Annotated in this window: 17 protein-coding genes and 1 pseudogene; 15 read left to right on the top strand and 3 right to left on the bottom strand. The window is 71.6% G+C overall.

All coding sequences use genetic code 11. From position 1 onward, the window contains the following. Positions 1-15: 15 nt before the first annotated feature. The 8 genes from SAVERM_RS11925 to SAVERM_RS11890 all read left to right on the top strand — a co-directional run bounded on the left by SAVERM_RS11925 (position 16) and on the right by SAVERM_RS11890 (position 9,702). Complete coding sequence (locus SAVERM_RS11925; RefSeq protein WP_010983718.1) at positions 16-1,620, top strand: fatty acid--CoA ligase; 1,605 nt, start codon at positions 16-18, stop codon at positions 1,618-1,620. A gap of 38 nt (positions 1,621-1,658) precedes the next feature. Further along, positions 1,659-2,762 (top strand): LLM class flavin-dependent oxidoreductase, encoded by a 1,104-nt coding sequence (locus tag SAVERM_RS11920; protein WP_010983717.1) that lies wholly within the window; start codon positions 1,659-1,661, stop codon positions 2,760-2,762. Between the two features lie 20 nt (positions 2,763-2,782). Further along, positions 2,783-3,550 (top strand): thioesterase II family protein, encoded by a 768-nt coding sequence (locus SAVERM_RS11915; RefSeq protein WP_010983716.1) that lies wholly within the window; start codon positions 2,783-2,785, stop codon positions 3,548-3,550. 330 nt (positions 3,551-3,880) lie between these two features. Then, entirely contained in the window at positions 3,881-4,900 is a 1,020-nt protein-coding gene (locus SAVERM_RS11910; RefSeq protein ID WP_010983715.1) for a ketoacyl-ACP synthase III family protein, read from the top strand. An 80-nt stretch (positions 4,901-4,980) separates the two neighbouring features. Continuing rightward, positions 4,981-6,450, top strand: coding sequence for an MFS transporter (locus tag SAVERM_RS11905; protein WP_010983714.1), 1,470 nt, complete (start codon positions 4,981-4,983; stop codon positions 6,448-6,450). Positions 6,451-6,606: 156 nt separating this feature from the next. Then, positions 6,607-7,566, top strand: a complete 960-nt coding sequence (locus SAVERM_RS11900; protein WP_010983713.1) for a diacylglycerol/lipid kinase family protein — start codon at positions 6,607-6,609, stop codon at positions 7,564-7,566. Positions 7,567-7,657: 91 nt separating this feature from the next. Further along, complete coding sequence (locus tag SAVERM_RS11895; protein WP_010983712.1) at positions 7,658-8,026, top strand: nuclear transport factor 2 family protein; 369 nt, start codon at positions 7,658-7,660, stop codon at positions 8,024-8,026. A gap of 116 nt (positions 8,027-8,142) precedes the next feature. Further along, on the top strand, positions 8,143-9,702 hold the full coding sequence (locus SAVERM_RS11890; protein WP_010983711.1) for an MmgE/PrpD family protein: 1,560 nt from the start codon (positions 8,143-8,145) through the stop codon (positions 9,700-9,702). A gap of 222 nt (positions 9,703-9,924) precedes the next feature. Here the strand turns inward: SAVERM_RS11890 and SAVERM_RS11885 are convergent, their stop codons facing one another. Next, positions 9,925-10,572, bottom strand: coding sequence for a ScbR family autoregulator-binding transcription factor (locus tag SAVERM_RS11885; RefSeq protein WP_237528767.1), 648 nt, complete (start codon positions 10,570-10,572; stop codon positions 9,925-9,927). A 245-nt stretch (positions 10,573-10,817) separates the two neighbouring features. On the opposite strand from SAVERM_RS11885, the gene SAVERM_RS11880 reads away from it, so the two are divergent. After that, positions 10,818-11,810 (top strand): ScbA/BarX family gamma-butyrolactone biosynthesis protein, encoded by a 993-nt coding sequence (locus tag SAVERM_RS11880; protein WP_202497367.1) that lies wholly within the window; start codon positions 10,818-10,820, stop codon positions 11,808-11,810. Between the two features lie 28 nt (positions 11,811-11,838). On the opposite strand, the gene SAVERM_RS11875 is transcribed toward SAVERM_RS11880, so the two are convergent. Beyond that, complete coding sequence (locus tag SAVERM_RS11875; RefSeq protein WP_037649979.1) at positions 11,839-12,432, bottom strand: TetR/AcrR family transcriptional regulator; 594 nt, start codon at positions 12,430-12,432, stop codon at positions 11,839-11,841. A gap of 128 nt (positions 12,433-12,560) precedes the next feature. Between SAVERM_RS11875 and SAVERM_RS11870 the strand changes: the two genes are divergently transcribed. Further along, on the top strand, positions 12,561-13,751 hold the full coding sequence (locus tag SAVERM_RS11870) for an acyl-CoA dehydrogenase family protein (RefSeq protein ID WP_242432236.1): 1,191 nt from the start codon (positions 12,561-12,563) through the stop codon (positions 13,749-13,751). Further along, on the top strand, positions 13,741-14,430 hold the full coding sequence (locus SAVERM_RS11865; RefSeq protein WP_010983706.1) for an HAD family hydrolase: 690 nt from the start codon (positions 13,741-13,743) through the stop codon (positions 14,428-14,430). The genes SAVERM_RS11870 and SAVERM_RS11865 overlap by 11 nt, the downstream gene beginning before the upstream one ends. Positions 14,431-14,802: 372 nt before the next feature. Here SAVERM_RS11865 and SAVERM_RS11855 read toward each other — a convergent pair whose 3' ends face one another. Further along, positions 14,803-16,371 carry an MDR family MFS transporter gene (locus tag SAVERM_RS11855; protein ID WP_010983704.1) on the bottom strand — a complete coding sequence of 523 codons (1,569 nt, stop codon included), beginning with the start codon at positions 16,369-16,371 and terminating at the stop codon, positions 14,803-14,805. 159 nt (positions 16,372-16,530) lie between these two features. Between SAVERM_RS11855 and SAVERM_RS11850 the strand changes: the two genes are divergently transcribed. From SAVERM_RS11850 to SAVERM_RS11840, 4 genes and pseudogenes are all read left to right on the top strand, one after another. Continuing rightward, the gene (locus SAVERM_RS11850) at positions 16,531-17,121 is read left to right on the top strand and encodes a TetR/AcrR family transcriptional regulator (RefSeq protein WP_010983703.1); all 591 of its coding nucleotides are present in this window, start codon (positions 16,531-16,533) and stop codon (positions 17,119-17,121) included. A 354-nt stretch (positions 17,122-17,475) separates the two neighbouring features. Continuing rightward, positions 17,476-18,243, top strand: a pseudogene (locus SAVERM_RS45915) (serine/threonine-protein kinase); the annotation flags it as partial. A gap of 508 nt (positions 18,244-18,751) precedes the next feature. Next, positions 18,752-19,420 (top strand): hypothetical protein, encoded by a 669-nt coding sequence (locus SAVERM_RS45910; RefSeq protein ID WP_371859578.1) that lies wholly within the window; start codon positions 18,752-18,754, stop codon positions 19,418-19,420. Between the two features lie 95 nt (positions 19,421-19,515). Further along, positions 19,516-20,190, top strand: coding sequence for a hypothetical protein (locus tag SAVERM_RS11840; RefSeq protein WP_010983701.1), 675 nt, complete (start codon positions 19,516-19,518; stop codon positions 20,188-20,190). Positions 20,191-20,306 lie beyond the last annotated feature (116 nt).

Genomic DNA, 20,306 nt, shown 5'->3' with positions numbered 1-20,306 from the left:
GAAGGGGAGGCCCCCATGACCACGACAGCCAACGGGAGTTGGACACTCACCCACACCTCCCGCGCCCACGCCGGCAGCCGTCCGCACCACGCGGCGATCGTCTGCGAGGGCCGGATCACCACCTACGGAAAGCTGCACCGCGAGAGCAACCGCGCCGCGCACGCCCTGCGCGTCAGTGGCGTACAGCGCGGTGACCGGGTCGCCTACCTGGGGCGCGAGTCGGAGAACTACTACCTGGTGATCCTCGCCTGCGCCAAGGCCGGCGCGGTGCTGGTCCCGGTCAACTGGCGGCTCACCCCGGACGAGGTCGACCACATCCTGCGCGACTCGGGCGCCACCCTCGTCTTCGTCGACGACGAGTTCTGGGCCACCGCCACCAAGGTCCGCCCGCACCTGCCGGAATTCCACACGATGATCCGGATCGACGGCACCGACGCCGAAGGCGAACCGGCCCGCGGCGCCGGACTGCCCGCCTGGTACGCGGACCAGCCCGACGCCGACCTGGAGCCGGGCACCGGGCCCGACGACGCCGTCGTGCAGATCTACACCAGCGGCACCACCGGACTGCCCAAGGGCGCCGTCCTCGCCCACCGCAGCTTCTTCACCCTGCCGCAGGCCATGCGCGACCACGACGTCGCCTGGATCGACTGGCTGCCCGACGACGTCGCCCTCATCTCGCTGCCGGGCTTCGGCATCGCCGGCATCGGCTGGTTCATGCACACCTTCAACGCCGGCGGCACCAGCGTGATCATGCCCCAGTTCGACCCGCAGGAGGCGGTGCGGCTGATCCGTACCCACCGGGTCACCACCACCTTCGCCGCGCCCGCCATGCTCCAGATGATGGCGGGCGAACGGACCGCCGGGCCCGACGCGTTCGTCTCCCTGCGCAAGATCTGCTACGGGGCCGCCCCGATGTCCGAGACGCTGCTGAAGCAGTGCCTGGAGACGTTCGACTGCGAGTTCGCGCAGATCTACGCCAGCACGGAGACCGGCAGCGTGGCGGTCTGCCTGCCGCCCGAGGCGCACCACCCGGGCAGCACGGTCCTGGAGTCCGTCGGCAAGCCCTGCCCCGGCAACGAGGTGAAGGTGGTCGGCCCGGACGGCGCCGAACTGCCGCCCGGGGCCATCGGCCAGATCTGCGTCCGCGCCCCCTCCCGGATGCTCGGCTACTGGAACCTGCCCGAGGCCACCGGGCGCACCCTGGTGGGGGAGTGGCTGCACATGGGGGACGCCGGCTACCTCGACGAGGACGGCTACATCTACCTGTGCGACCGCATGAACGACACGATCATCGTCGCCGGGCAGAACATCTACCCGGCCGAGGTCGAGAAGGCCCTCGCCGCCCACCCGGCCGTCGCGGACTCCGCGGTCGTCGGGCTGCCCGACCCGCGCTGGGGCGAGGCCGTGCACGCCGCCGTCGTGCTGCGCCCCGGTGCCCAGGCGAGTCCGCGCGAACTCCTGCTGTCCCTGCGCGGCCATCTCGCCGACTACAAGATCCCGGGCGCCTACCACTTCGTCGACACCTTGCCCCGTAACCCGTCGGGCAAGATCCTGCGGCGCGCGGTGCGCGAGCGGTTGAGCGCCCCGGCACGCGATCCGCTCACGTCAGCGGTCCAGTGACGGCACGCCACATACGCCAGAGAGAGGAAGCAGCACCTATGGACGCCGAGCGCCCTGGACGTGCCCCGCAAGGGGCGCGGGGAACCGCGCGATCAGCCCCCGACGACACGCGGTCGACGAACCAACCGCAGTCCCCCGACCGAGCCCTGCGGATCGGCATCCTGCTCCCCACCCGGGAGCAGGCCATCAACGGCGCCTACGCGGCGGCCCCCCTCCTGGACTTCGCCCGTCAGGCGGAGCGCCTCGGCTTCGACTCCCTGTGGGCCGGCGACTCCCTGACCGCCCGCCCCCGCCTCGACCCCCTCGTCGTGCTCGCCGCCGCCGCGGCCGCCACCGAGCGGATCACCGTGGGCACCGCCGCCCTCACCCCCGCCCTGCGCCACCCGCTGATCGGCGCCAACATGGTCGCGAGCCTCGGGCACGTCGCCCGAGACCGCCTGGTACTCGGCCTCGGCTCGGGTTTCCCGATGCCCGAGACCGAGGAGGAGTTCGCCTCCGTCGGCGCGTCCTTCGCCGGACGGGTCGGCCGCCTCGACGAGATCACCGCGCTCTGGCGCACCGCGTGGAACTCCGGGGAACCGGGCAACCCCACCGACTTCGACGGCAGGTTCTGGCAGGCGGACCGCCTCGACCGGCTGCCCGCTCCCGCCACCCCCGGCGGCCCGCCGCTGTGGCTGGCGGGCAGCGACACCCCGAAGGTGCTCGCCCGCGTGGCCACCCGCTACGACGGCTGGCTGCCGTTCCTGCCGGACGCCGACGCCTACGGCAGGGCCCGGCGCAGGATCGCCGAACTCGCCGAGGAGGCCGGCCGCGGCGCCGACGCGGTGACGCCCGCCCTGTACGCGACGGTCACCGTCAACAGCGACAGCGCCGCCGCCAAGTCCGAGCTGGAGCACTACATCACCCACTACTACGGACGCTCCCTGGAACAGATGTCGGCCATCCAGGCCTACGGCTGGGGCAGCGCCGAGAGCTGTGCCGAGTGGCTCGGCGGCTATGTCCGCGCCGGCGCCCGGCACCTCGTCCTCCGGATCGGATCGCTCGACCCGGAGCCGCAGTTGAAGGAAATCGCCGAGGTACTGCTCCCCGCGGTACGCGCGCTCGGCGGGCAGACCGTCACCGTAGGAGGAGCGAAGTCGTGACCAGTGCCATAGGCCAGGAGATGTCCCGCGAGGGCCAGTGGTTCCACCCCGCCGAGCCTTCCCTGGACGCCTCCGTACGGCTGTTCCTGCTGCCGCACGCGGGCAGCGGCGCCATCATCTACCGCGACTGGGAGAACCTGCTTCCGTCCGACATCGCCCCGCAGGCGGTGACCCTGCCCGGCCGCCACAACCGCCGTGGCGAGGCGACGTTCGAGGACTGGGACCCGCTGCTCGACGCCCTGCACGAGGCCGTGCTCGACGACCTCGACGACCGGCCGTTCGCCTTCTTCGGGCACTGCCTCGGCGCCCAGCTGGCCTTCCGGCTGGCCATCCGCATGGAGGAGGACGGCGGGCCCGCGCCGGTCATGCTCGGCATGTCCGGCTGGTCGCCGCAGGGCTTCTTCCTGCCCACCGAGGAGCAGAGCCGGATGCCCGCGGCCGAGATGGTCGAGTGGATCAAGAAGCTGGGCTCGTTCCCGGCCGAGATCTACGACAACCCGGAGATGCTCGCCCTGGTGGTCCCGGCGCTGCGGGCGGATCTCAGGGTCGCCGCGCAGTACGTGGACGACAAGGCCGGCGTCAGCTGCCCGCTCGCGTCCTACGGCGGCCGCTCGGACCCGCTCCAGGAGCACCCGGACGCCATGACGCACTGGGCCGGGCGCAGCCCCGACTACCTGGGCCACAGCGAGTACCCGGGCGGCCACTTCTACATCGACGCCCACGCGCAGTCCGTCACCGCGCACTTCGCCCAGCGGCTCCAGCGCGTCGTCTCGGCACTGGTGAGCTGAGCGAGGACCGGACCGCCTCCGGCACCGGCCGCCCGTGCACGGACGGGCGGCCGGGCGGTGTCAGCGCCGTATCAGGGGACTGCGGGACAGTAGCGCCCGGCAGAGCACGACGGCAGCAGACGACCCCGAACCCGCGACGAACCGCGGCCCCCCCGTCCGACCGACGAAACGACGAGCGACGTACGACGAACGACGAGGACGTACGACGAGGACGTACGACGTACGACGAACCTCGACCCCCAACCCCCCACCCACCATGGAACGCAGCCCCCGAGCCGCCCATGGAAAGGACATCGCGACGATCCCTGGTTGCTGAAGGACTGATATGCCATGAGATTCGAGAATGATCTGTACATCGCCTCGACCGCGTCCTGGCTGCCGGACCTGGTCCCCATGGAGGAGGCCATCGCGGCGGGACTGGTCGACGACGAGCACCGGAACCTGGGCTACGAGTCGATCGCCGTGGCCGACGGCGTCGCCGGCCCCGAGATGGCCGTCCGCGCCGGCCGGCTGGCCCTGGAGCGGGCCGTCGGGATCGAGCGGGACGAGGTCGGTCTCGTCCTGCACTCGTCCTGCGGTTTCCAGGGGCACGAGATGTGGCCCGCGGCGGCCTACGTCGCGAACGAGACGGTGGGCCGGGCCGCTCCCGGCTTCGACCTCCAGCAGCGCTGCAACGCCGGGCTGGGCTCGCTGTGCCTGGCCGCCGGCTACATCGACGCCGGTTTCACCTCCGCGGTCCTGCTGACCACCGGAGACAACTTCGCCCCGCCCTGGGTCGACCGCTGGAACGTACAGCTCAACCTGGTCTTCGCGGACGGCGGCACCGCTCTGGTGCTGTCCGGACGGAAGGGCTTCGCCCGTGTCGTCTCCGCCACCCTGGGCGCCGACAACTCCCTGGAGCGGTGGAACCGGGGGACGACCCCGTTCGCCACCGCGCCCGGCCTCGAAATGCCGCTGCGGCTGCGCGAACGCGGCCTTCAGCACGCGGCCACCCCCGAGGCCGAGGGCTCCTGGGAGCGCATCGAGGCCGCCCTCATGGACACCACCCGGCGGGCCCTGGCCGAAGCCCAGGTGAGCGTCGAGGACATATCCCGCGTGGTGACACCGCTCATCCACCGCGGGGTCTGGCCCGAGAACTACGACGTGCTCGGCTTCACCGAGAAGCAGAGCACCTGGGACCTCGGCCGCCTGGTGGGCCACATCGGCGCGGGCGACCAGTTCCTCGGCCTCGAACACCTGGTCAAGGAACGCGCGGTGGGACCGGGCGACCTCGTGCTGCTCGTCGCGGCGGGAGCGGGATTCAGCCTCTCCGCCGCGGTGGTGGAGATCCTCGACGTCCCGCCCTGGTGACCCCCCTCCGTCCGGGAACGCGGCACAGCCCGGTTCCCGGACGGCACCACAGGAGAGAAACGCAAGGAAGGAATGGCCCGATGGCCTTGGAGTCTCCACGGGAAGCCGCCCCGAAGAAAGCCGCGACCGAGGAGCGGCAACCACCCTCGGCGCCACACTGGGCGACCCTGCCGATCATCCTCATCGGCACGTTCGTCATCACGCTCGACGTCTTCATCGTCAACGTGGCCATTCCCGCCACCCAGCAGGATCTCCACGCGAGCCAGTCCGCCGTCGAGTTCATCGTCGCGGGCTACGCGCTCGCGTACGCCGCCGGTCTCGTCACCGGCGGGCGGCTCGGCGACCTGTACGGCCGGCGGCGGCTCTTCCTCATCGGCGTCGCGCTGTTCACCCTGTCCTCCGCCTGGGCCGGGTTCGCCCCCAGCGCGTCGCAGCTGGTGGCGGCCCGGATCGCCCAGGGGCTGGCCTCGGCGTTGATGGGGCCCCAGGTCCTGGCGATCATCGGAGTGGCCTACGACGGGCCGGCCCGGGTCCGCGCGTTCAACGCCTTCGGGCTGACCATGGGGCTCGCCGGGGTCTTCGGGCAGCTCATCGGAGGCGTGCTGATCCACGCCGACATCGCCGGACTCGGCTGGCGCACCTGCTTCCTGGTCAACGTGCCCGTGGGGATCGCGGCTCTCGTCCTCGCTCCCCGGGTGGTGCCCGAGTCCCGGGCCCAGGGCCGCGCGCGGCTCGACCCCCTGGGCATGGTGCTGATCTCCGCGGGCCTGGTCGCCGTCGTCCTGCCGCTGGCCGAGGGACAGCAGGAGGGCTGGCCGTTGTGGACCTGGCTGAGCCTGGCCGCCGCCCCCGTCCTGCTGGTGGTCTTCGCCGTCCAGCAGCGCCGCCTCGCCGCCGCGGGCCGCAGCCCGCTGGTCGACCCCGCGCTGTTCCGGCAGCGGTCGTTCACGTTCGGGGTCAGCACCGCGGTCGTGTACTACTCCGGGATGGCGTCGTTCTTCCTCGTCCTGGCGCTCTACCTCCAGCAGGGCCTGGGGCTGACCGCCCTGGAGTCCGGTCTGGTGTTCCTGCCCCTCGGCGTGGGCTTCCTGACCGTCTCGCTCAGCGCACGCCGCATCGCCGCGGCGCTCGGCCGGCAGACCCTCGCGGTCGGCGCGCTGGTGCTCACGGCGGGGCTGGCCGCGCTGTTCGCCGCCGCGCAGCACATCGGCACGGACGGCGCCGTCGGCTGGCTGGTGCCGGGGCTGACGGTCGGCGGGGCGGGCATGGCCATGGTGATGGCACCGCTGGCGTCCATCGCGCTGGCCGGCACCGACCCGCGCTACGCGGGAGCGGCGTCGGGCGTGCTGTCCACCGCCAGCCAGGTGGGCGGCGCCGTGGGCGTGGCCCTGGTCGGCGTCGTCTTCTACCACGTCCTGGGACAGGGCACCGGCACGTCCGCCTACGCCGACGCCTTCACCGCCTCCCTCTACCTGCTGGCACCACTGGCGCTGGCCGTGGCGGCGTTCGTGCAGTTCATCCCGGGGCCGAAGGCGGCGTCGTCCGCCTGACCCCCCGACCGCTCGCCGGGCGTCAGCCGCACGTCAGGACCAGGTCAGCGCCTCCTGACACAGTCATGAAGGCCACGCCGGCCCCTCATGAAGGCCACGCCCGGCCGTTCGGTCACCCGCCCCCCCGTGCCACCCCGATCCCGAGGAGTTCGCCCGATGGCAGACAGCGCCGCAGCCCTGGGCCCCACCCGGGCCCTGGTCCTGGCCAACCCCGCCTCCGGCAGCCACAGCCCCCAACTGGTCCGTGAAGTGACCGAGTTGTGCGGCTCCTGCCTGGAGCACGTCGAGCTTCACCCGACCACGGCACCGGGGGACGCGACCGTCGCCGTGCGCCGCGCCCTGCAACGGCCCGCCCACGCACCCGACCTCGTGGTCGTCATCGGCGGGGACGGCACCGTCCGCGAGGCGGTACAGGGCCTGGCCTCCGCGCCCGGCCGCGCCGCGCTCACCGTGGTGCCCGGCGGCACCGGGAACTCGGGCTACAAGATGCTGTGGGGGGAGCGCCCCTGGACCGAGTCCCTCAAGGCGGTCCTCACCGACTCGGGCGTGGGCGGCAGCGCCCGGCTGCGCCGGCACGACCTGGCGCGCCTGGCCGAGACCCGGCAGTACGTCTATCTGGGCGCCTGCTCCGGAGTGATCGCCGACGCGCTGATCACGGCCCGGGACATCCCGCTGACGGGCCGGGATCTGTACACCAAGGCGTTCGCCGACACGGCCGCCGCGTACGTCCCGTACCCGGGCCGCGTCACCGTCGACGGACGCGTGGTGCACGAGGGCCCGACCGTCCTGGCCAACGTCGGCGGCGGCCGCTACCGCGGCGGCCGGTACCTCGTCCTGCCCGACTCGCTCCTCGACGACGGACTGCTCGACGTCTGTGTCATCGGCGACGGCGTGACCGCCGCGGACGTACCCCGACTCACCCTGAACGCCGACCACATGGGACACCCGGCCACGGTGTACGCGCGTGGCCGCACCATCACCGTCGAGCGCACCGACGGCCGCCGGCTGCCCCTGGAGCACGACGGCGAGTACCAGCACGGCATCGGACCGTCGGCGACCTTCGAGGTCCAGCCCGGAGCCCTGCCCGTGTGGGCCCCGGCCATCGAACGGAACTGACCCCCCAGACCTCTCACGACCCCCGGCGCGTCGAACCGACCTGACGGCACGCCGGTCACCCGCAAGCGGAACACAAGGAGAAGAAACCGCCATGAGCGACATCACCACCACCGTCACCCAGTACCTCGCCCTGTGGAACGAGACCGACGCGGACAAGCGCGCCGCGGGCATCGCCGAGCTCTTCGCCCCGGACGCCCCGTACATCGATCCGCTGGCGGCCGTCGAGGGCCACGAGGGCTTCGGTGCCGTCGTCGCCGGCGCGCAGGAGCAGTTCAAGGGCCTCTCCTTCGAGCTGCACGGCACGGTGGACACCCACCACAACCTCGCCCGCTTCCAGTGGGGCCTGGTGACCGCGCCGGGCACCGAGCCCGTCGCGATCGGCTTCGACGTCCTGGTCACCGGCGACGACGGCCGCATCAAGGGCGTCTACGGGTTCCTGGACAAGGTCCCCGGCGCCTGATCCCCCACACGCGGCGGCGGGAGCACCGGGGGGACCGGTGCTCCCGCCGCCGGGTTCACCGGCTCCGGCACCGGGGGCGTTCCCCCGGTTCACGCTGACACAATGGATGTGGCGCCATGACGGCAGCTGTACTCAGCGAGCGAGTGGCCAGGGCCCTGTGCGAGCAGTGGGAGCAGCAGACGCGGCCCGCCCGCTCGCGCCCGTCCTCGGACACCCCGCTGCGCGAACTGTCCCACTGGGCCGCGAACCTGCGCCCCGAACACATCCCGTGCCGCGTCCTGAAGCTCGCGGCCAGCCAGGTGCTCTCCCAGATCGCCTCGATCCGGGCCGGCCTCGAACACCCGCTGGGCCGCCGGCTGGTGGCGGCCTTCGGTCACCCCATGCAGCGCGACCCGCGAGCCGCCGCGGGCGTCTTCGCCGCCCTCGGCTCCTGGCTCAACCTCGACGACACCGCGTACGCCGGACACCTGTCCAACTCCACCGTCGCGGTGCCGCTCGCCTTCGCGTACGCCCGTCAGCTCGACGGGCTCTCCCTGCTGACCGCGGTCGTCGCGGCCAACGAGTGCGCGGCCCGCATCACCGCCTCCGCCACCCTCGGCCCGCTGCGCGGTCAGAGCGCCGTGCACACCCACCTGGCCGGCGCGGTGGCCGGCCGGCTGCACTGCGACCGGGCCCCGGCCGACCAGTGGGAGAACGCCCTGGGGCTGGCCTTCGCCATGCCCAACTGGCCGCTGATGCGGGCCTTCCTGGCCAGCGACGCCCGGCTGTTCAACACCTTCACGCCGGTACGCACCGCGATGGACGCCTGTGACGCGGCCGCCGCCGGGCTGCGCGGCGCGCCCGACATCATCGAGCACCAGGACGGCTTCCTGGCCCGGTTCGCGACGGTGCCGCTGCCCCAGGCGGTGGCGAAGGGGCTCGGCAGCCGCTGGCACACCAACACCCTCTCCTTTAAGATGCACCCCGGCGGGCCCCGGATCAACGCGGCCGTGGACTGCGCCGCCGACATCCACCGCGAACTCGGCCCGCTGCGCCCGGACGACGTGCGGGAGATCGTCGTCGAGGCGTCCTTGTACACGCTGTTCGCGGGGGAGCGCGCGGCCCGCTACGTCGACGGCCCCGCCTCTCCGCTGGGCGCGCTCGTCCTCGACGTCCCCTACCCGGTCGCCACCACCCTGCTGACCGGCGACTTCTCGGTGGACGACTTCTCCTCACCGCATCTGGACGACCCCGCACGCTGGGCGCTGGCCCGCCGGGTGCGGCTGGAGCACGACACGGCGATGACCCGCGAACTCTTCCTGTCCGACGCGCCGTTCGGCGAGGCGGTGCGCGAGGCGGGCCCGCTGGCCACGCCGTGGCTGCGCGGCTTCGGCGGCGACGCGCTCGTCGACCTCGTCGGCACGCTGGAGGCCGACGGCCGGGACTTCTCCCGCTCCACCAAGGCCACCGGCGCCCGGGTCACGGTACGGCTGACCGACGGCCGTACGGTCACCCGCTCCCGCCTGATCCCGGTGGGCGCGGCGGGCCCGGACACCCGCGTCCGCCACTCCGAGATGGTCCAGGAGAAGTTTCTGTCGGTGGGCGGCCCCCGTCGGGTGGCCGACACGGTGGGGCGGCTGCACCGTATGCGCCCGCGAGGTGTACGCCGCTGGATAGAGGCGGCCTTCCTCGACTGACCACGCGCGGAGCCTCAGGCGCACCGCAGGGGGAGTTCCAGGCGCCCTTCCTCCCGGGGTACGGGCCGCGCCGCGTCACGCACGACCGGTGCGCGGGATCCGCCGCGGTGACCGTGCCCACCCTGGTGAGTCACGGCACCGCGGACCTCGCGGCGGGAGTGACGGCCGCACCTCCGGACGTTGCCGGACCGCCCGTACCTCAGGGGCTGGGCGGTCCGGCGTTCAGTGCAGTGGCACGAAGGCGTCGATGATCTCCTCCACCCGCTCCACGATGTCCTCGCGGTCGTTCAGCACCCAGGAGATGTGCTGGGCGCCGAACACGGCGGAGCCGAGCGCGCGGGCCAGGGCCTCGGGCTTCGTGCTCTTGGGGAGGTTGCCGGCGGTGCGGCACTGATCCAGGAGCTCGGTGAGCACCTTCAGCGTCCCCACGTACGGCACCGGCAGCTCGGCCTTGATGTACGGCCGTTCGATCTGCAGGCGGGCCCCGGCGTGGATGAAGACGTCTTCGTGGAAGGCGCGGGCGAGGCGCCTCATCACGTCGACGACGGTCGTCGGGGATGTGGGGTCCCCGTGCTCCAGAGCGCCGTTGACGGCCTCCTGCATGCGCCGGTAGAACTCCTCCAGCACCGCTACGGCGAGCGCCTCCTTGTTGGGGAAGTGGAAGTAGACGGCTCCCTTGGTCATCTCGGCGCCGTCGGCGATGTCCTTGATGGTGACCTGGGGGAAGCCGTCCGTGGCGAACGCCGCGGCGGCGGCGTTGAGGATCGTGCCGCGGGTGCGGATCGCACGCTGCTGCTTGAGGTGGGCGGTGTCGTCGAAGGGGGTGCCCGCCGGGAGACGGGTGCTCTGTCCGTTGCGCTCGCTACTCATGACGTCCATATCGTGCCGAGCCGATCTGTTCGAGTCCGACGGAATCCAACCTTCCTGCCACCGTGGGGAGTTGACCCATGGAAGCGCACCGTGTCGAGCCTTGCAATATACCTTCGCGCAGGTATATTAATGATGCCTAGCAAGGCTTTCGCACGTCTGTTCGCTCGCATGGTTGCTCCACGGGGAGGCGAGGTTTTCAGATGTCTGTCGTACTCGATGATTCCAGGACCATGAAGGCGCCATCAATGGGTGCCACGGTCGAAGTGCTCAGTTTCCTCCAGCCGGTGACACGAGAGCTGGTGCACCGCAGCTCCATCGCCGAGGTGTTTGTCACCGACGGTGTGCGCACCGGCGAGAACGCGTTCTCGGTCGGGGCCCAGTGGCCGCGCGATCACGCGCTCTACCACCCGGACGAGAACGGGCTGAACGATCCGCTGCTGTTCGCGGAGACCCTGCGCCAGGCCCACTTCTACGGGGCCCACACGTACTTCGGTGTGCCGGTCGGGTCCCGCTTCATCGGCCAGGACGTCAGCTTCGAGATCACGGATCCGACCGCGCTGCGCGTCGGCGCCGCGCCGCTGGCGGTGGTGCTGAACGGTACGTGGACCGAGGAGAGGGACCGGCGGGGACGGCCGGCCGGGGCGCGGCTGGACGTGACGCTCACGGTCGACGGCCGCCCCTGCGGACGCGGTCACACCCGAGGACTGATGCTGGACGACCGGCGCTACCGGCTCTTACGGGGGCGTCCGGCCGCGAGCGGCGAGGTGAGCCCGCCTCGTCCCGCGCCGGACGCCAGGATCGCCCGGCCGAACAGGGTGGGCCGGCTGCGCTGGAAGGACTGCGTACTGGAGCGGGACCGGCCCGACCAGGACTGGCGGCTGCGGGTCGACCGCGATCACGCGGTGCTCTTCGACCACCCCACCGATCACGTACCGCTGATGGTCATGCTGGAGGGCTTCCGGCAGCTCGGCCATCTCACCGTGCACGAGGCGTCCCGCAGGACGCTCGGCGACCGGGCCTTCGCCCTGGCCGGCCTCTCCCTGGACTGCGCCGCCTTCGGCGAGTTGGGGGAAACGATTTTGCTCTCCCTCGAGAAGGGTCCGTCCGAGGGCGTGCCGACCGAAGAGTGCGCTCTGCGCGTCGCGGCCCACCAGGGCGAGAGGCTGCTGGCCCGCGCCGACATGACCTGGAAGTGCGTGGGCAGCCGCGCTCCCTGGTCACGTTTCGCCTCGTGGTGACCCGCGGCTCACCGGGCCGTGGCCGGCCTCAGCGGGCCGGGGCGCCGCCGAGCGCCTGAGCCAGGGCCTCCCACATCGTGTCGACGGTCCCGTCGGACCCTGGGTGGCCGGTGTCGGTCTCCGTCCAGAACGTGCCGAAGAGGGCCGCCACGATGAGGTCCGCCAGAGGCCTGGTGGAGATCGACGCGTCCCAGTGCCCCTCCTGCTGTGTCTCGCGCACCAACTGGAGGACGAGGTCGTGCGTCTCCGTCAGCAGAGGTATCGGCTTGGCGGTCGAACGGGCCGTCTCCGCCGCGAGCCGCAGCGCCGCGAGGGCCCGCAGATCCGTCCGGAAGAGCCGGCCCAGACCGAGGACGAGGGACTGCAGCCGGCCCAGTGCCGGATGGGGCGATGTCCGGGCCTCGGTGAGCAGTACCCCCAGCGTGGCGGACAGGTGGTGGTCCAGCGCGGCGGCCAGTTCCTCCTTGTTGGCGAAATGCCCGTAGAGCGCTCCCTTCGTCAGCCTGATGCGGTCCGCGATGTTCTGCAGGTTCGCGTTCGTGTAGCCGTATCGGGCGAACTCGTAGGCGGCCGCGTCGAGTACACGGTCGTAGGTACGCAGGGCGCGTGCCTGCTTGGGCATGACGCTCCCCTCCTTTGCCGGCTCCACGGCGGGGACCGAAGCATAAAAGATACGTTCGTGAACGAATTCTAATCATCGAGTGAGGTGCTTGCCAGATGATGCTGCGTCACAATCCTGTGGACGAAAGCGTGAACGATACGTCGCCGGCGCTGCCGGTCGCCGTCCTGGCCGCGGCCGAGAGCGCCGCCGCACATGCCACGGCCGCCGACGACGCCCGCAGGCTCGGCGACGAGACCGTCGCGCTCCTGACCCACGCGGGCTTCGCGCGCCACTTCGTGCCCCGCGCCTGGGGCGGCACGGAGGGCACGTTCGACAGCCTGCTCACGGCGGTCACCGCGGTGGGGGAGGGGTGCGCCTCCGCGGCCTGGTGCGCGGTCCTGTGGGCGGCCCACAGCCGGTTCGCGGCCTACTTACCGTACGAAGGGCAGCGCGACCTGTGGTCGGCCGGCCCCGACGTACGGATCTCCGCGTCGGTCAGGCCGTCGGGTGAGGCGCGCCGGCTGCCGTCCGGCTGGCTGCTGAGCGGCGAGTGGGAGTGCGTCAGCGGGGTGGACTTCGCGGACTGGCTTCTGCTGTGCGCACCGGAGCCCGGCGTGGAGGGCGCGGCGGGGTCGCGCATGTTCGCGGTGCCGAAGGGCGACATCCGCGTACGTGACTCCTGGCACAGCACCGGGCTGCGCGGCACCGGCAGCCACACCGCGGTGCTGGAACCCGCCCTCGTACCCGAGCACCGCACCTTCCCCATGGCGGACCTGCTGGCCGGGACACCCGGCCCGGGACGGTCCCGGTGCCACACCGTGCCGGGTCACCTCGCCGGCGGCCTTCTCTTCTGCGCCCCGGCGCTCGGCGCGGCCCGCCGCGCGCTGGCGGAGTGGTCGTCCTGGGCGGCCCGGGCCCAGACCCGGGGACGGCCGCAGGACGACGGCAGCCGTCTGCACCACGCCCTGGCGCGCTCGGCCGACGACATGGAGGCCGCCCAGCTCCTCCTCCAGGACGCGGCCCGGTGCGCCGACACGGGCACCCGCGCCGAGGCGGACGTCCTCAGGAACCGCCGGATCACCGCCGCCGCCGCCGACCTGCTCGTGGACGGGGTCGAACGTCTCTTCCGCACCGCCGGCGTCCACGCCTGCGGCGGCCCCGGCGTCCTCGAACGCAGCTGGCGCGACGTGCACACGGTCGCCGCCCACCAGATGCTGCGCAGGGAAGCGGCGGCGATGGTCTACGCGACGTCCGTCTTCTCCTCGCTGACCGAGCCCCGCCCCCCGGCCACGGCACCCCAGCCGGCCGCACTGCTGGAGGTCTCCGCACGTGAGTCCTGACCTGATACCCCATCAAAAGAGCCTCTCGCCCTCCTACTTGGTGTTCTGCGACGTGGACGAGACCCTCATCCGCTGCAAGAGCGGCCCTGAATTCCTCCGCCACTACTTCGAGTTCCGGCACGGGGCCGAGGGCGCGCGCCGCACCGAGGAGCTCCTCGCGGACCTGTACGCGCGGCTGGCTCGTGGCCTGCCGCGCGATGAGGCCAACCGGGAGTACCACCGGGCCTGGCGCCGCTGCCCGGTCGACGAGGTCGAGGACCGGGCCCGCCACTGGTACCGGGAACGCAGCCGGGCCGCGGACTTCTACATCACCGCCACGGTCGACGCCCTGCGCCGGCACCGGGCCGAGGGCGGGGCCGTCGCCCTGGTCTCCGGGTCGTTCCCGCCGCTGCTGCCCCTCGTCGCGGAGGAGGTCGGGGCGCAGTACGTGCTCGGTGCCCGGCTGGAGCGCTGCGGGCGCGTCCTGACCGGCGAACTCCTGGGCCTGCCCGCGATCGGCGACGGCAAGCGCGTCCTGGCACGCGAACTCCTCGCCCGCCACCCGCACATCGACCCCGCCGACTGCTACGCGTACGGCGACCACCCCTCCGACCTGCCCATGCTGCACATGGTCGGCCACGCGACCCTGGTGACCCCCGACGGCACACACGCGCCCGTGAAGCCGGCGGCCCTGACCTGAATCCCGACCGGCGGACGGCCGGCTCCGGACGGGGACACGCGCCTCGCCGGCAGCCCGGCCGTCCGCCCGCCCGGCATGCGCCGGTGGGCAGGAGGCCGCGGGTTCGCCTGCGCTCCGGGGAGGGCCGCGCGCGGGTTCACCGCGATGATCCGGTCGATCTAATCCAGAGTGATGTCCGGCAGCGGGCCACAGAGGAGCACGCCCGCGTTGTTGACCAGGATGTCGAGCCGGCCGACCCCGCCACGGTCTTCGCCACCGCGTCGCCGGTCGCGTTCGGGTCGGCGGCGTAGGCGTGGATCACCGGCGCACGGCGTCCCGCCGCTTCCGTCCGCTCCGTCACGTCCTGGGCCCTGCCGCGTGAACTCGCATACGTCAGCGCCAAATCCGCGCCTTCTCTGCCGAGGGCTGCTCCGCGGGTTCGGCGGCCACGGGCTTGCCGCGGAGCGGGACCTCCTTGACCGCGAGCGCGGCGAGAAGAGCGGCGAGGCAGACGGCCGCGGCGACCAGGAAGATCTGCTGGGTTCCGTCGGCGACCGCGGTCAGATAGGCGTCCTTGGCGCCCTGCGGCAGCCGGTCCACGGCGGAGCCGCTGAGCGAGGCGTCGGCGTTCCCGGACGCCGCCGAGGGGAGGTGGTGTTCGGTGGCCCGGGTGAACAGCGAGCCGAACACGGCCACGCCCAGCGAGCCGCCGATCGTGCGGAAGAGCGTGACGCCCGCAGACGCGACACCCATGTCGCGCATCTCGACGCTGTTCTGCGCGATGGTCGTGGTCATCTGCATCAGGAACCCGAGCCCGACACCGACCAGCACCATGTAGAAGGAAGTGACGGTGCGGGACGTACCGGTGTCCATGGTCGACAGCAGGAAGAGGCCCACGGCCAGGAAGCCGGCTCCCAGGATGGGGAAGATCTTGTACTTGCCGGTCCGGGACATGACCTTGCCCGCGATGTTGGAGACCAGGGCGATCGGAACCACCATCGGCAACAGCAGCAGACCGGAGCTCGTCGCGTCGGCGCCCTGAACGCTCTGCTGGAACAGCGGAAGGTAGAGCGTCGCGCCGAACATGGCCGCGCCGGCGGCGAAGACCATGACTCCGGCCAGCCGGAAGTTACCGGTGTCGAACACCCGGAGCGGCAGTACCGGCTCCACGGCGCGCTTCTGCGAGGCGATGAACGCGGTCAGGCCGAGCACGGTGACGACGGCCAGCGAGACGATCTGCCAGGAGCCCCACGCGTACGTCGTACCCGCCCAGGTCGCGGCGAGCACCACCGCGCTGATCGTGACGGTCATCAGGAGGATGCCGAGCCAGTCGATCCTCGCCTTGGTGCGCTGGACCGGCAGGCGCAGCATCACCTGGCACCACACCAGGGTGACCAGACCGAGCGGCAGGTTGATGTAGAACGACCAGCGCCATCCCAGGTGGCCGGTGATGAGGCCGCCCAGGAGCGGGCCGCCGACGGTGCCGATCGCCATCACGGTGGCGGTCATGCCCTGATAGCGGCCGCGCTCGCGCGGCGACACCAGGGAGCCGATCAGCGCGAACGCGAGCGCGGCCAGGCCGCCGGCACCCAGTCCCTGGACGACGCGGAAGCTGATCAGCTGGGTCATGGACTGTGCCGCGCCGGAGGCGACCGAGCCGATCAGGAAGACGGTGATCGCGGCGAGGAAGGCGTGCTTGCGGCTGTAGAGGTCGCCGAGTTTGCCCCATACGGGGGTGGAGACGGCGGTGGCCAGCGCATAGGCGGTCACCACCCAGGAGATGTGCTCCATGCCGCCCAGGTCGCCGACGATCGTCGGCATCGATGTGCTGACGATCGTGTTGTCGAGCATCGCCAGCAGCATTCCGAGCATCACGCCGAGCAGCGTCCAACGCACGTTGGGCGGGGTGGCGGCCGGCTCGGCGGCCGGGCCGCCGGGCCGGGAGGGACGAGTCGCGGACATGGCTGAGTCGCTCCTTTCACAGGAGACGGAGGGGGAGGGGAAGAGGAAGGGCGCGGGGCCGCGGTGGTGCGGGCGGCGCTCCATCAGAAGACCACACTCGATAAAAAAGTGCAACGAGGCAACTCTTCTACTGAGGCAACCTGCGGGTAGGGTTGGGTCATGAACGAGATGACGATGGGCCGCCGTGAGCGGAAGAAGGCCGCCACCCGCAAGGCTCTGGCGGACGCGGCTCTGGATCTATTCCTTGAGCGTGGCTATGACCAGGTCAGCGTCAAGGACATCGCCGACGCCGCCGATGTGTCGACGACGACCCTTTTCAAGCACTTCCCGAGCAAGGAGGCGCTGGTCTTCGACGAGGACGCGGAGCAGGAGGCGGCGCTGGTGTCGGCCGTACGTGACCGGGCTCCCGGCCGGTCGATCCCCGCGGCGCTGTGCGAGGGCATCCTGCACATCCGTTCCGGCGCCAACCTGGAGGACCCGCGTATCGCCGCGTTCCGCGCGCTCGTCGAGGGCACGCCGGTACTCCGCTCGTACGCCCATCGCATGTGGATGCGTCACCAGGCCGCCGTGGCCCACGCCATCGCCGAGGAGATCGGCGCGCCGGACGACGACGCGGCCTGCGCGGCCCTGGCCCGATTCGCCCTCGAGGCCCCCAGGGTCGGCGAGGGCTACCCGGACCCCCGTGAGCGGATCCGCCGCGCTTTCGACCTCCTCGAGCGGGGCTGGTCGGCCGAGCACGGGCGGGGCTGACGCCCGGGCGAGGGAGTGTCCGGCTTCGGGCGGGGCGCGAACCCCAGACTCGCATGCGCGCAGGTCGGACAAGGGGCGGTGGCGTCCGCCGCTCAGATGTCCCGGAAGGGGACCAGTGAGTCCCGTGACCTGCTGCGGTGGGCGAATACCGCCCCGCAATCGCCACAGCCGCCACACAGTTCCGATCCGCTGCACAAAAGGCCACTCTTGTCACTATTCCTTGAACTGGCGTCAGCGATAACGGTTGCAGAACTGTGAAAATTCTTGCTGTATTGGATCTTTTCCCGCTGGAAGAATCTCCTCTCGGGTGTCTCTTCCAGAGATCCCCAGCACAACTGAACGCCAGGGGGAAGTATGGCAGGAGCGACCGATCGTGACGGGTGGAAAGTCGAACGGGGCGACGATTCATGGACCGTCCCCGGCTATATCGATCTGAAGAAACTGGGCAAAGGCGGTGCCGGTCGGGTGATGATCGCCCGCCATGCCGGGACCGGCCGGAACGTCGCGATCAAGTACCTCAACGAGGAACTGTGTTCGAAGGTGGAATTTCGCACTGCCTTGCGAGCCGAGGCCCGGCTTCTCGGTGGCCTGACATCCCCTCATGTGACGCGGCTCTACGAGTACGTCGAAGCCGAGCAGGGCGCGGCAATCGTCATGGAACTGGTTTACGGCGCCGCACTCCGCACGCTGCTGAAAAAGGAGGGATCCACCGACATCGAGGCCGCACTCGTCGTGCTGAAAGGGTCCCTGCTCGGGCTCGCCGCCGCGCACGGCGTCGGAGTGGTGCACCGCGACTACAAGCCCGAAAACGTGCTGGTGAACTGGGACGGCCAGACCAAGCTGGTGGACTTCGGAATTTCCGCGCGCACCGGCGACCGCCACAACCTGCGCGGCACCTGTGCGTACATGCCCCCCGAGCAGTGGAAATTGGAAGCCGCCACCCCGGCCGGCGATGTGTACGCGGCGACCGCCACCCTCTACGAGTGCGTGACCGGCGTGCGCCCGTTCGAGGGGCCGGAACCATGGGACTTCCAGCGCCAGCACGTTGACGAGCCGGTGCCGATGGACAGGGTGCCGGAAGAGGTACGCGCGCTGGTCCGGCACGGCATGGCCAAGGACCCGGCGCTCCGGCCCCCCAGTGCCCTCGACTTCCTGCGGGAACTGGAGTGGGCGGCGGAGAACGCGTACGGACCCGACTGGGAGGAACGCGGCCAGAGCCGGCTGGCCGCGGTGGCGGCGGCCCTGGTGCCGCTGGCGATCTCACGCCTGGACGCCCGTCTGGTGGGCTCCTCGGCCGAACTGGCCCGCACCGTGTTGACCGCACGGCGTCGCAGTCGGCTGCGCAGGCGGGGCGATGTGCTCACCGGCGCGGCCGCCGTGGCGGTGGTGGGGCTGCTGAGCCTGATGCCCAGCGGCTGGGCGGCGGGTGGGGCCGAAGGGCACGCCGGCGCTCACGCCCAGGCCGTCACCAGGCTCGACGCACGGAAGGACACCGGCTCGGCGACGGAGGCGCGGGGCACCGAGCACGGCGACACGGCCGAGTCGGACCCGGACTCCGACAGGGCTGGCACATCCGGCGCCCAGGGCGGTGGCGGCCACGGAGACGGAGGCGCCGGCCTCGCGCCCGCCGATGGCGGCACCCGTTCCGACTCGGGTTCCGGCGGTGGGGCCGGGGACAGCGGCACGGACTCCCCCGACGACGGGAACAACACCGTCGAGAGGAACGGCGGGACGGAGAACGGCGGGACGGAGAACGGCGGGACGGAGAACGGCGGTACGGAGAACGGCGGTACGGAGAACGGCGGTACGGAGAACGGCGGTACGGAGAACGGCGGTACGGAGAACGGCGGTACGGAGAACGGCGGTACGGAGAACGGCGGTACGGAGAACGGCGGTACGGAGAACGGCGGTACGGAGAACGGCGGTACGGAGAACGGCGGTACGGAGAACGGCGGTACGGAGAACGGCGGTACGGAGAACGGCGGGACGGAGAACGGCGGTACGGAGAACGGCGGTACGGAGAACGGCGGTACGGAGAACGGCGGTACGGAGAACGGCGGTACGGAGAACGGCGGTACGGAGAACGGCGGTACGGAGAACGGCGGGACGGAGAACGGCGGGACGGACAACGGCGGGACGGACAACGGCGGTACGGACAACGGCGGTACGGATGCGAGGCACGGCCACTCGAACGCGGGGACCAGCGACGGTGATCCCGCGTCAACGGGCGGCACCGACTCCGGCAACTCCGCCGGCGGCACCGGCACCGGCACCGGCTCGGGTTCGACGTCAGCTGTGACCCCGCGGCAAGGGGATCCGGCGGCCGTGGAGGGCGAGCCCGGCTGATGTCGGTCGACCGGGGTCTGTGACAGCGAGCCGAACGGAGGGGCGAGGATGACGGACCGCGGTGAGCGTCCGGTGGTGCCGTGGGAGTTACCGGATCCGGGCCTGGAGCCGACCTTGCAGGACCCGGATGTGCAACCGACTATCAGAGACGTCGACGACGCCACCTACGTCCCGACCGTCCTCGACGCCCACTGGACCAGCGCCGAGCCCGCGCCCGAGTCCGACGTCCTGCATTTCGGACCGGGCGTCCCGCCCCTGGGGCTGACGGACACCGCCGTCGACGTCTGGCGCGGCACGGCGAAGCGCAAGAGCCAGCAGGAGCCCTGGGGCCGACTGCACCGGCTACGCAGATACCGCCTGGCGGCGGTCGTCCTGGCCATCGTGCTGGCCTGGTTGTTATGGCAACGGCAGACGGCGGACCTGCGGATCACTCAGGTGACGGCGCAGACGAGCAGCGTCCTCGGCTGTGACGGAACAGCCGAGGTGGTCGCGGTGGTGAACACCAACGGGGCGGCCGGCACGTTCACCTACGAGTGGAACCGCAGTGACGGAACCTCCTCGGGCCCGCGCGAAGAGCGGTTGGGCAGGGGGCAGGACGAGACGCACCTCCGCCTGCTGTGGACCTTCCACGGCAAGGGCACCAGCAAGGCGACAGCGCGGCTGGTCATCGAGTCCCCCAGCCGGCACACGACGTCCGCGTCCTTCACCTACACCTGCCGCTAACCGGGAGCACGGCCACTGTGCCCCGCGCCACTTCCACGCCTCCGAGCAGTTGGAGGCCGGCGAGTCGGTCGTCTCCCTGGCCCGGTGGCCCGGTGGCCCGGTGGCCCAAAGTCCCG

Origin of the sequence: Streptomyces avermitilis MA-4680 = NBRC 14893 (genome assembly GCF_000009765.2) — a bacterium.
Lineage (GTDB): Bacteria > Actinomycetota > Actinomycetes > Streptomycetales > Streptomycetaceae > Streptomyces > Streptomyces avermitilis.
The sequence above is the reverse complement of the archived record's forward strand: the minus strand, read 5'-3'. Positions and strand labels throughout refer to the sequence as shown.

Bases quoted from the DNA above. Each gene is read 5' to 3' on its own strand.
- SAVERM_RS11925 (WP_010983718.1), top strand. From the start codon at position 16: ATGACCACGACAGCCAACGGGAGTTGGACACTCACCCACACCTCCCGC.
- SAVERM_RS11895 (WP_010983712.1), top strand. From the start codon at position 7,658: ATGAGCGACATCACCACCACCGTCACCCAGTACCTCGCCCTGTGGAAC.
- SAVERM_RS11905 (WP_010983714.1), top strand. From the start codon at position 4,981: ATGGCCTTGGAGTCTCCACGGGAAGCCGCCCCGAAGAAAGCCGCGACC.
- SAVERM_RS11855 (WP_010983704.1), bottom strand. From the start codon at position 16,371: ATGTCCGCGACTCGTCCCTCCCGGCCCGGCGGCCCGGCCGCCGAGCCG.
- SAVERM_RS11850 (WP_010983703.1), top strand. From the start codon at position 16,531: ATGAACGAGATGACGATGGGCCGCCGTGAGCGGAAGAAGGCCGCCACC.
- SAVERM_RS11840 (WP_010983701.1), top strand. From the start codon at position 19,516: ATGACGGACCGCGGTGAGCGTCCGGTGGTGCCGTGGGAGTTACCGGAT.
- SAVERM_RS45910 (WP_371859578.1), top strand. From the start codon at position 18,752: ATGGCGGCACCCGTTCCGACTCGGGTTCCGGCGGTGGGGCCGGGGACA.
- SAVERM_RS11880 (WP_202497367.1), top strand. From the start codon at position 10,818: ATGGGTGCCACGGTCGAAGTGCTCAGTTTCCTCCAGCCGGTGACACGA.
- SAVERM_RS11910 (WP_010983715.1), top strand. From the start codon at position 3,881: ATGAGATTCGAGAATGATCTGTACATCGCCTCGACCGCGTCCTGGCTG.
- SAVERM_RS11885 (WP_237528767.1), bottom strand. From the start codon at position 10,572: ATGAGTAGCGAGCGCAACGGACAGAGCACCCGTCTCCCGGCGGGCACC.
- SAVERM_RS11900 (WP_010983713.1), top strand. From the start codon at position 6,607: ATGGCAGACAGCGCCGCAGCCCTGGGCCCCACCCGGGCCCTGGTCCTG.
- SAVERM_RS11920 (WP_010983717.1), top strand. From the start codon at position 1,659: ATGGACGCCGAGCGCCCTGGACGTGCCCCGCAAGGGGCGCGGGGAACC.
- SAVERM_RS11915 (WP_010983716.1), top strand. From the start codon at position 2,783: ATGTCCCGCGAGGGCCAGTGGTTCCACCCCGCCGAGCCTTCCCTGGAC.
- SAVERM_RS11890 (WP_010983711.1), top strand. From the start codon at position 8,143: ATGACGGCAGCTGTACTCAGCGAGCGAGTGGCCAGGGCCCTGTGCGAG.
- SAVERM_RS11875 (WP_037649979.1), bottom strand. From the start codon at position 12,432: ATGCCCAAGCAGGCACGCGCCCTGCGTACCTACGACCGTGTACTCGAC.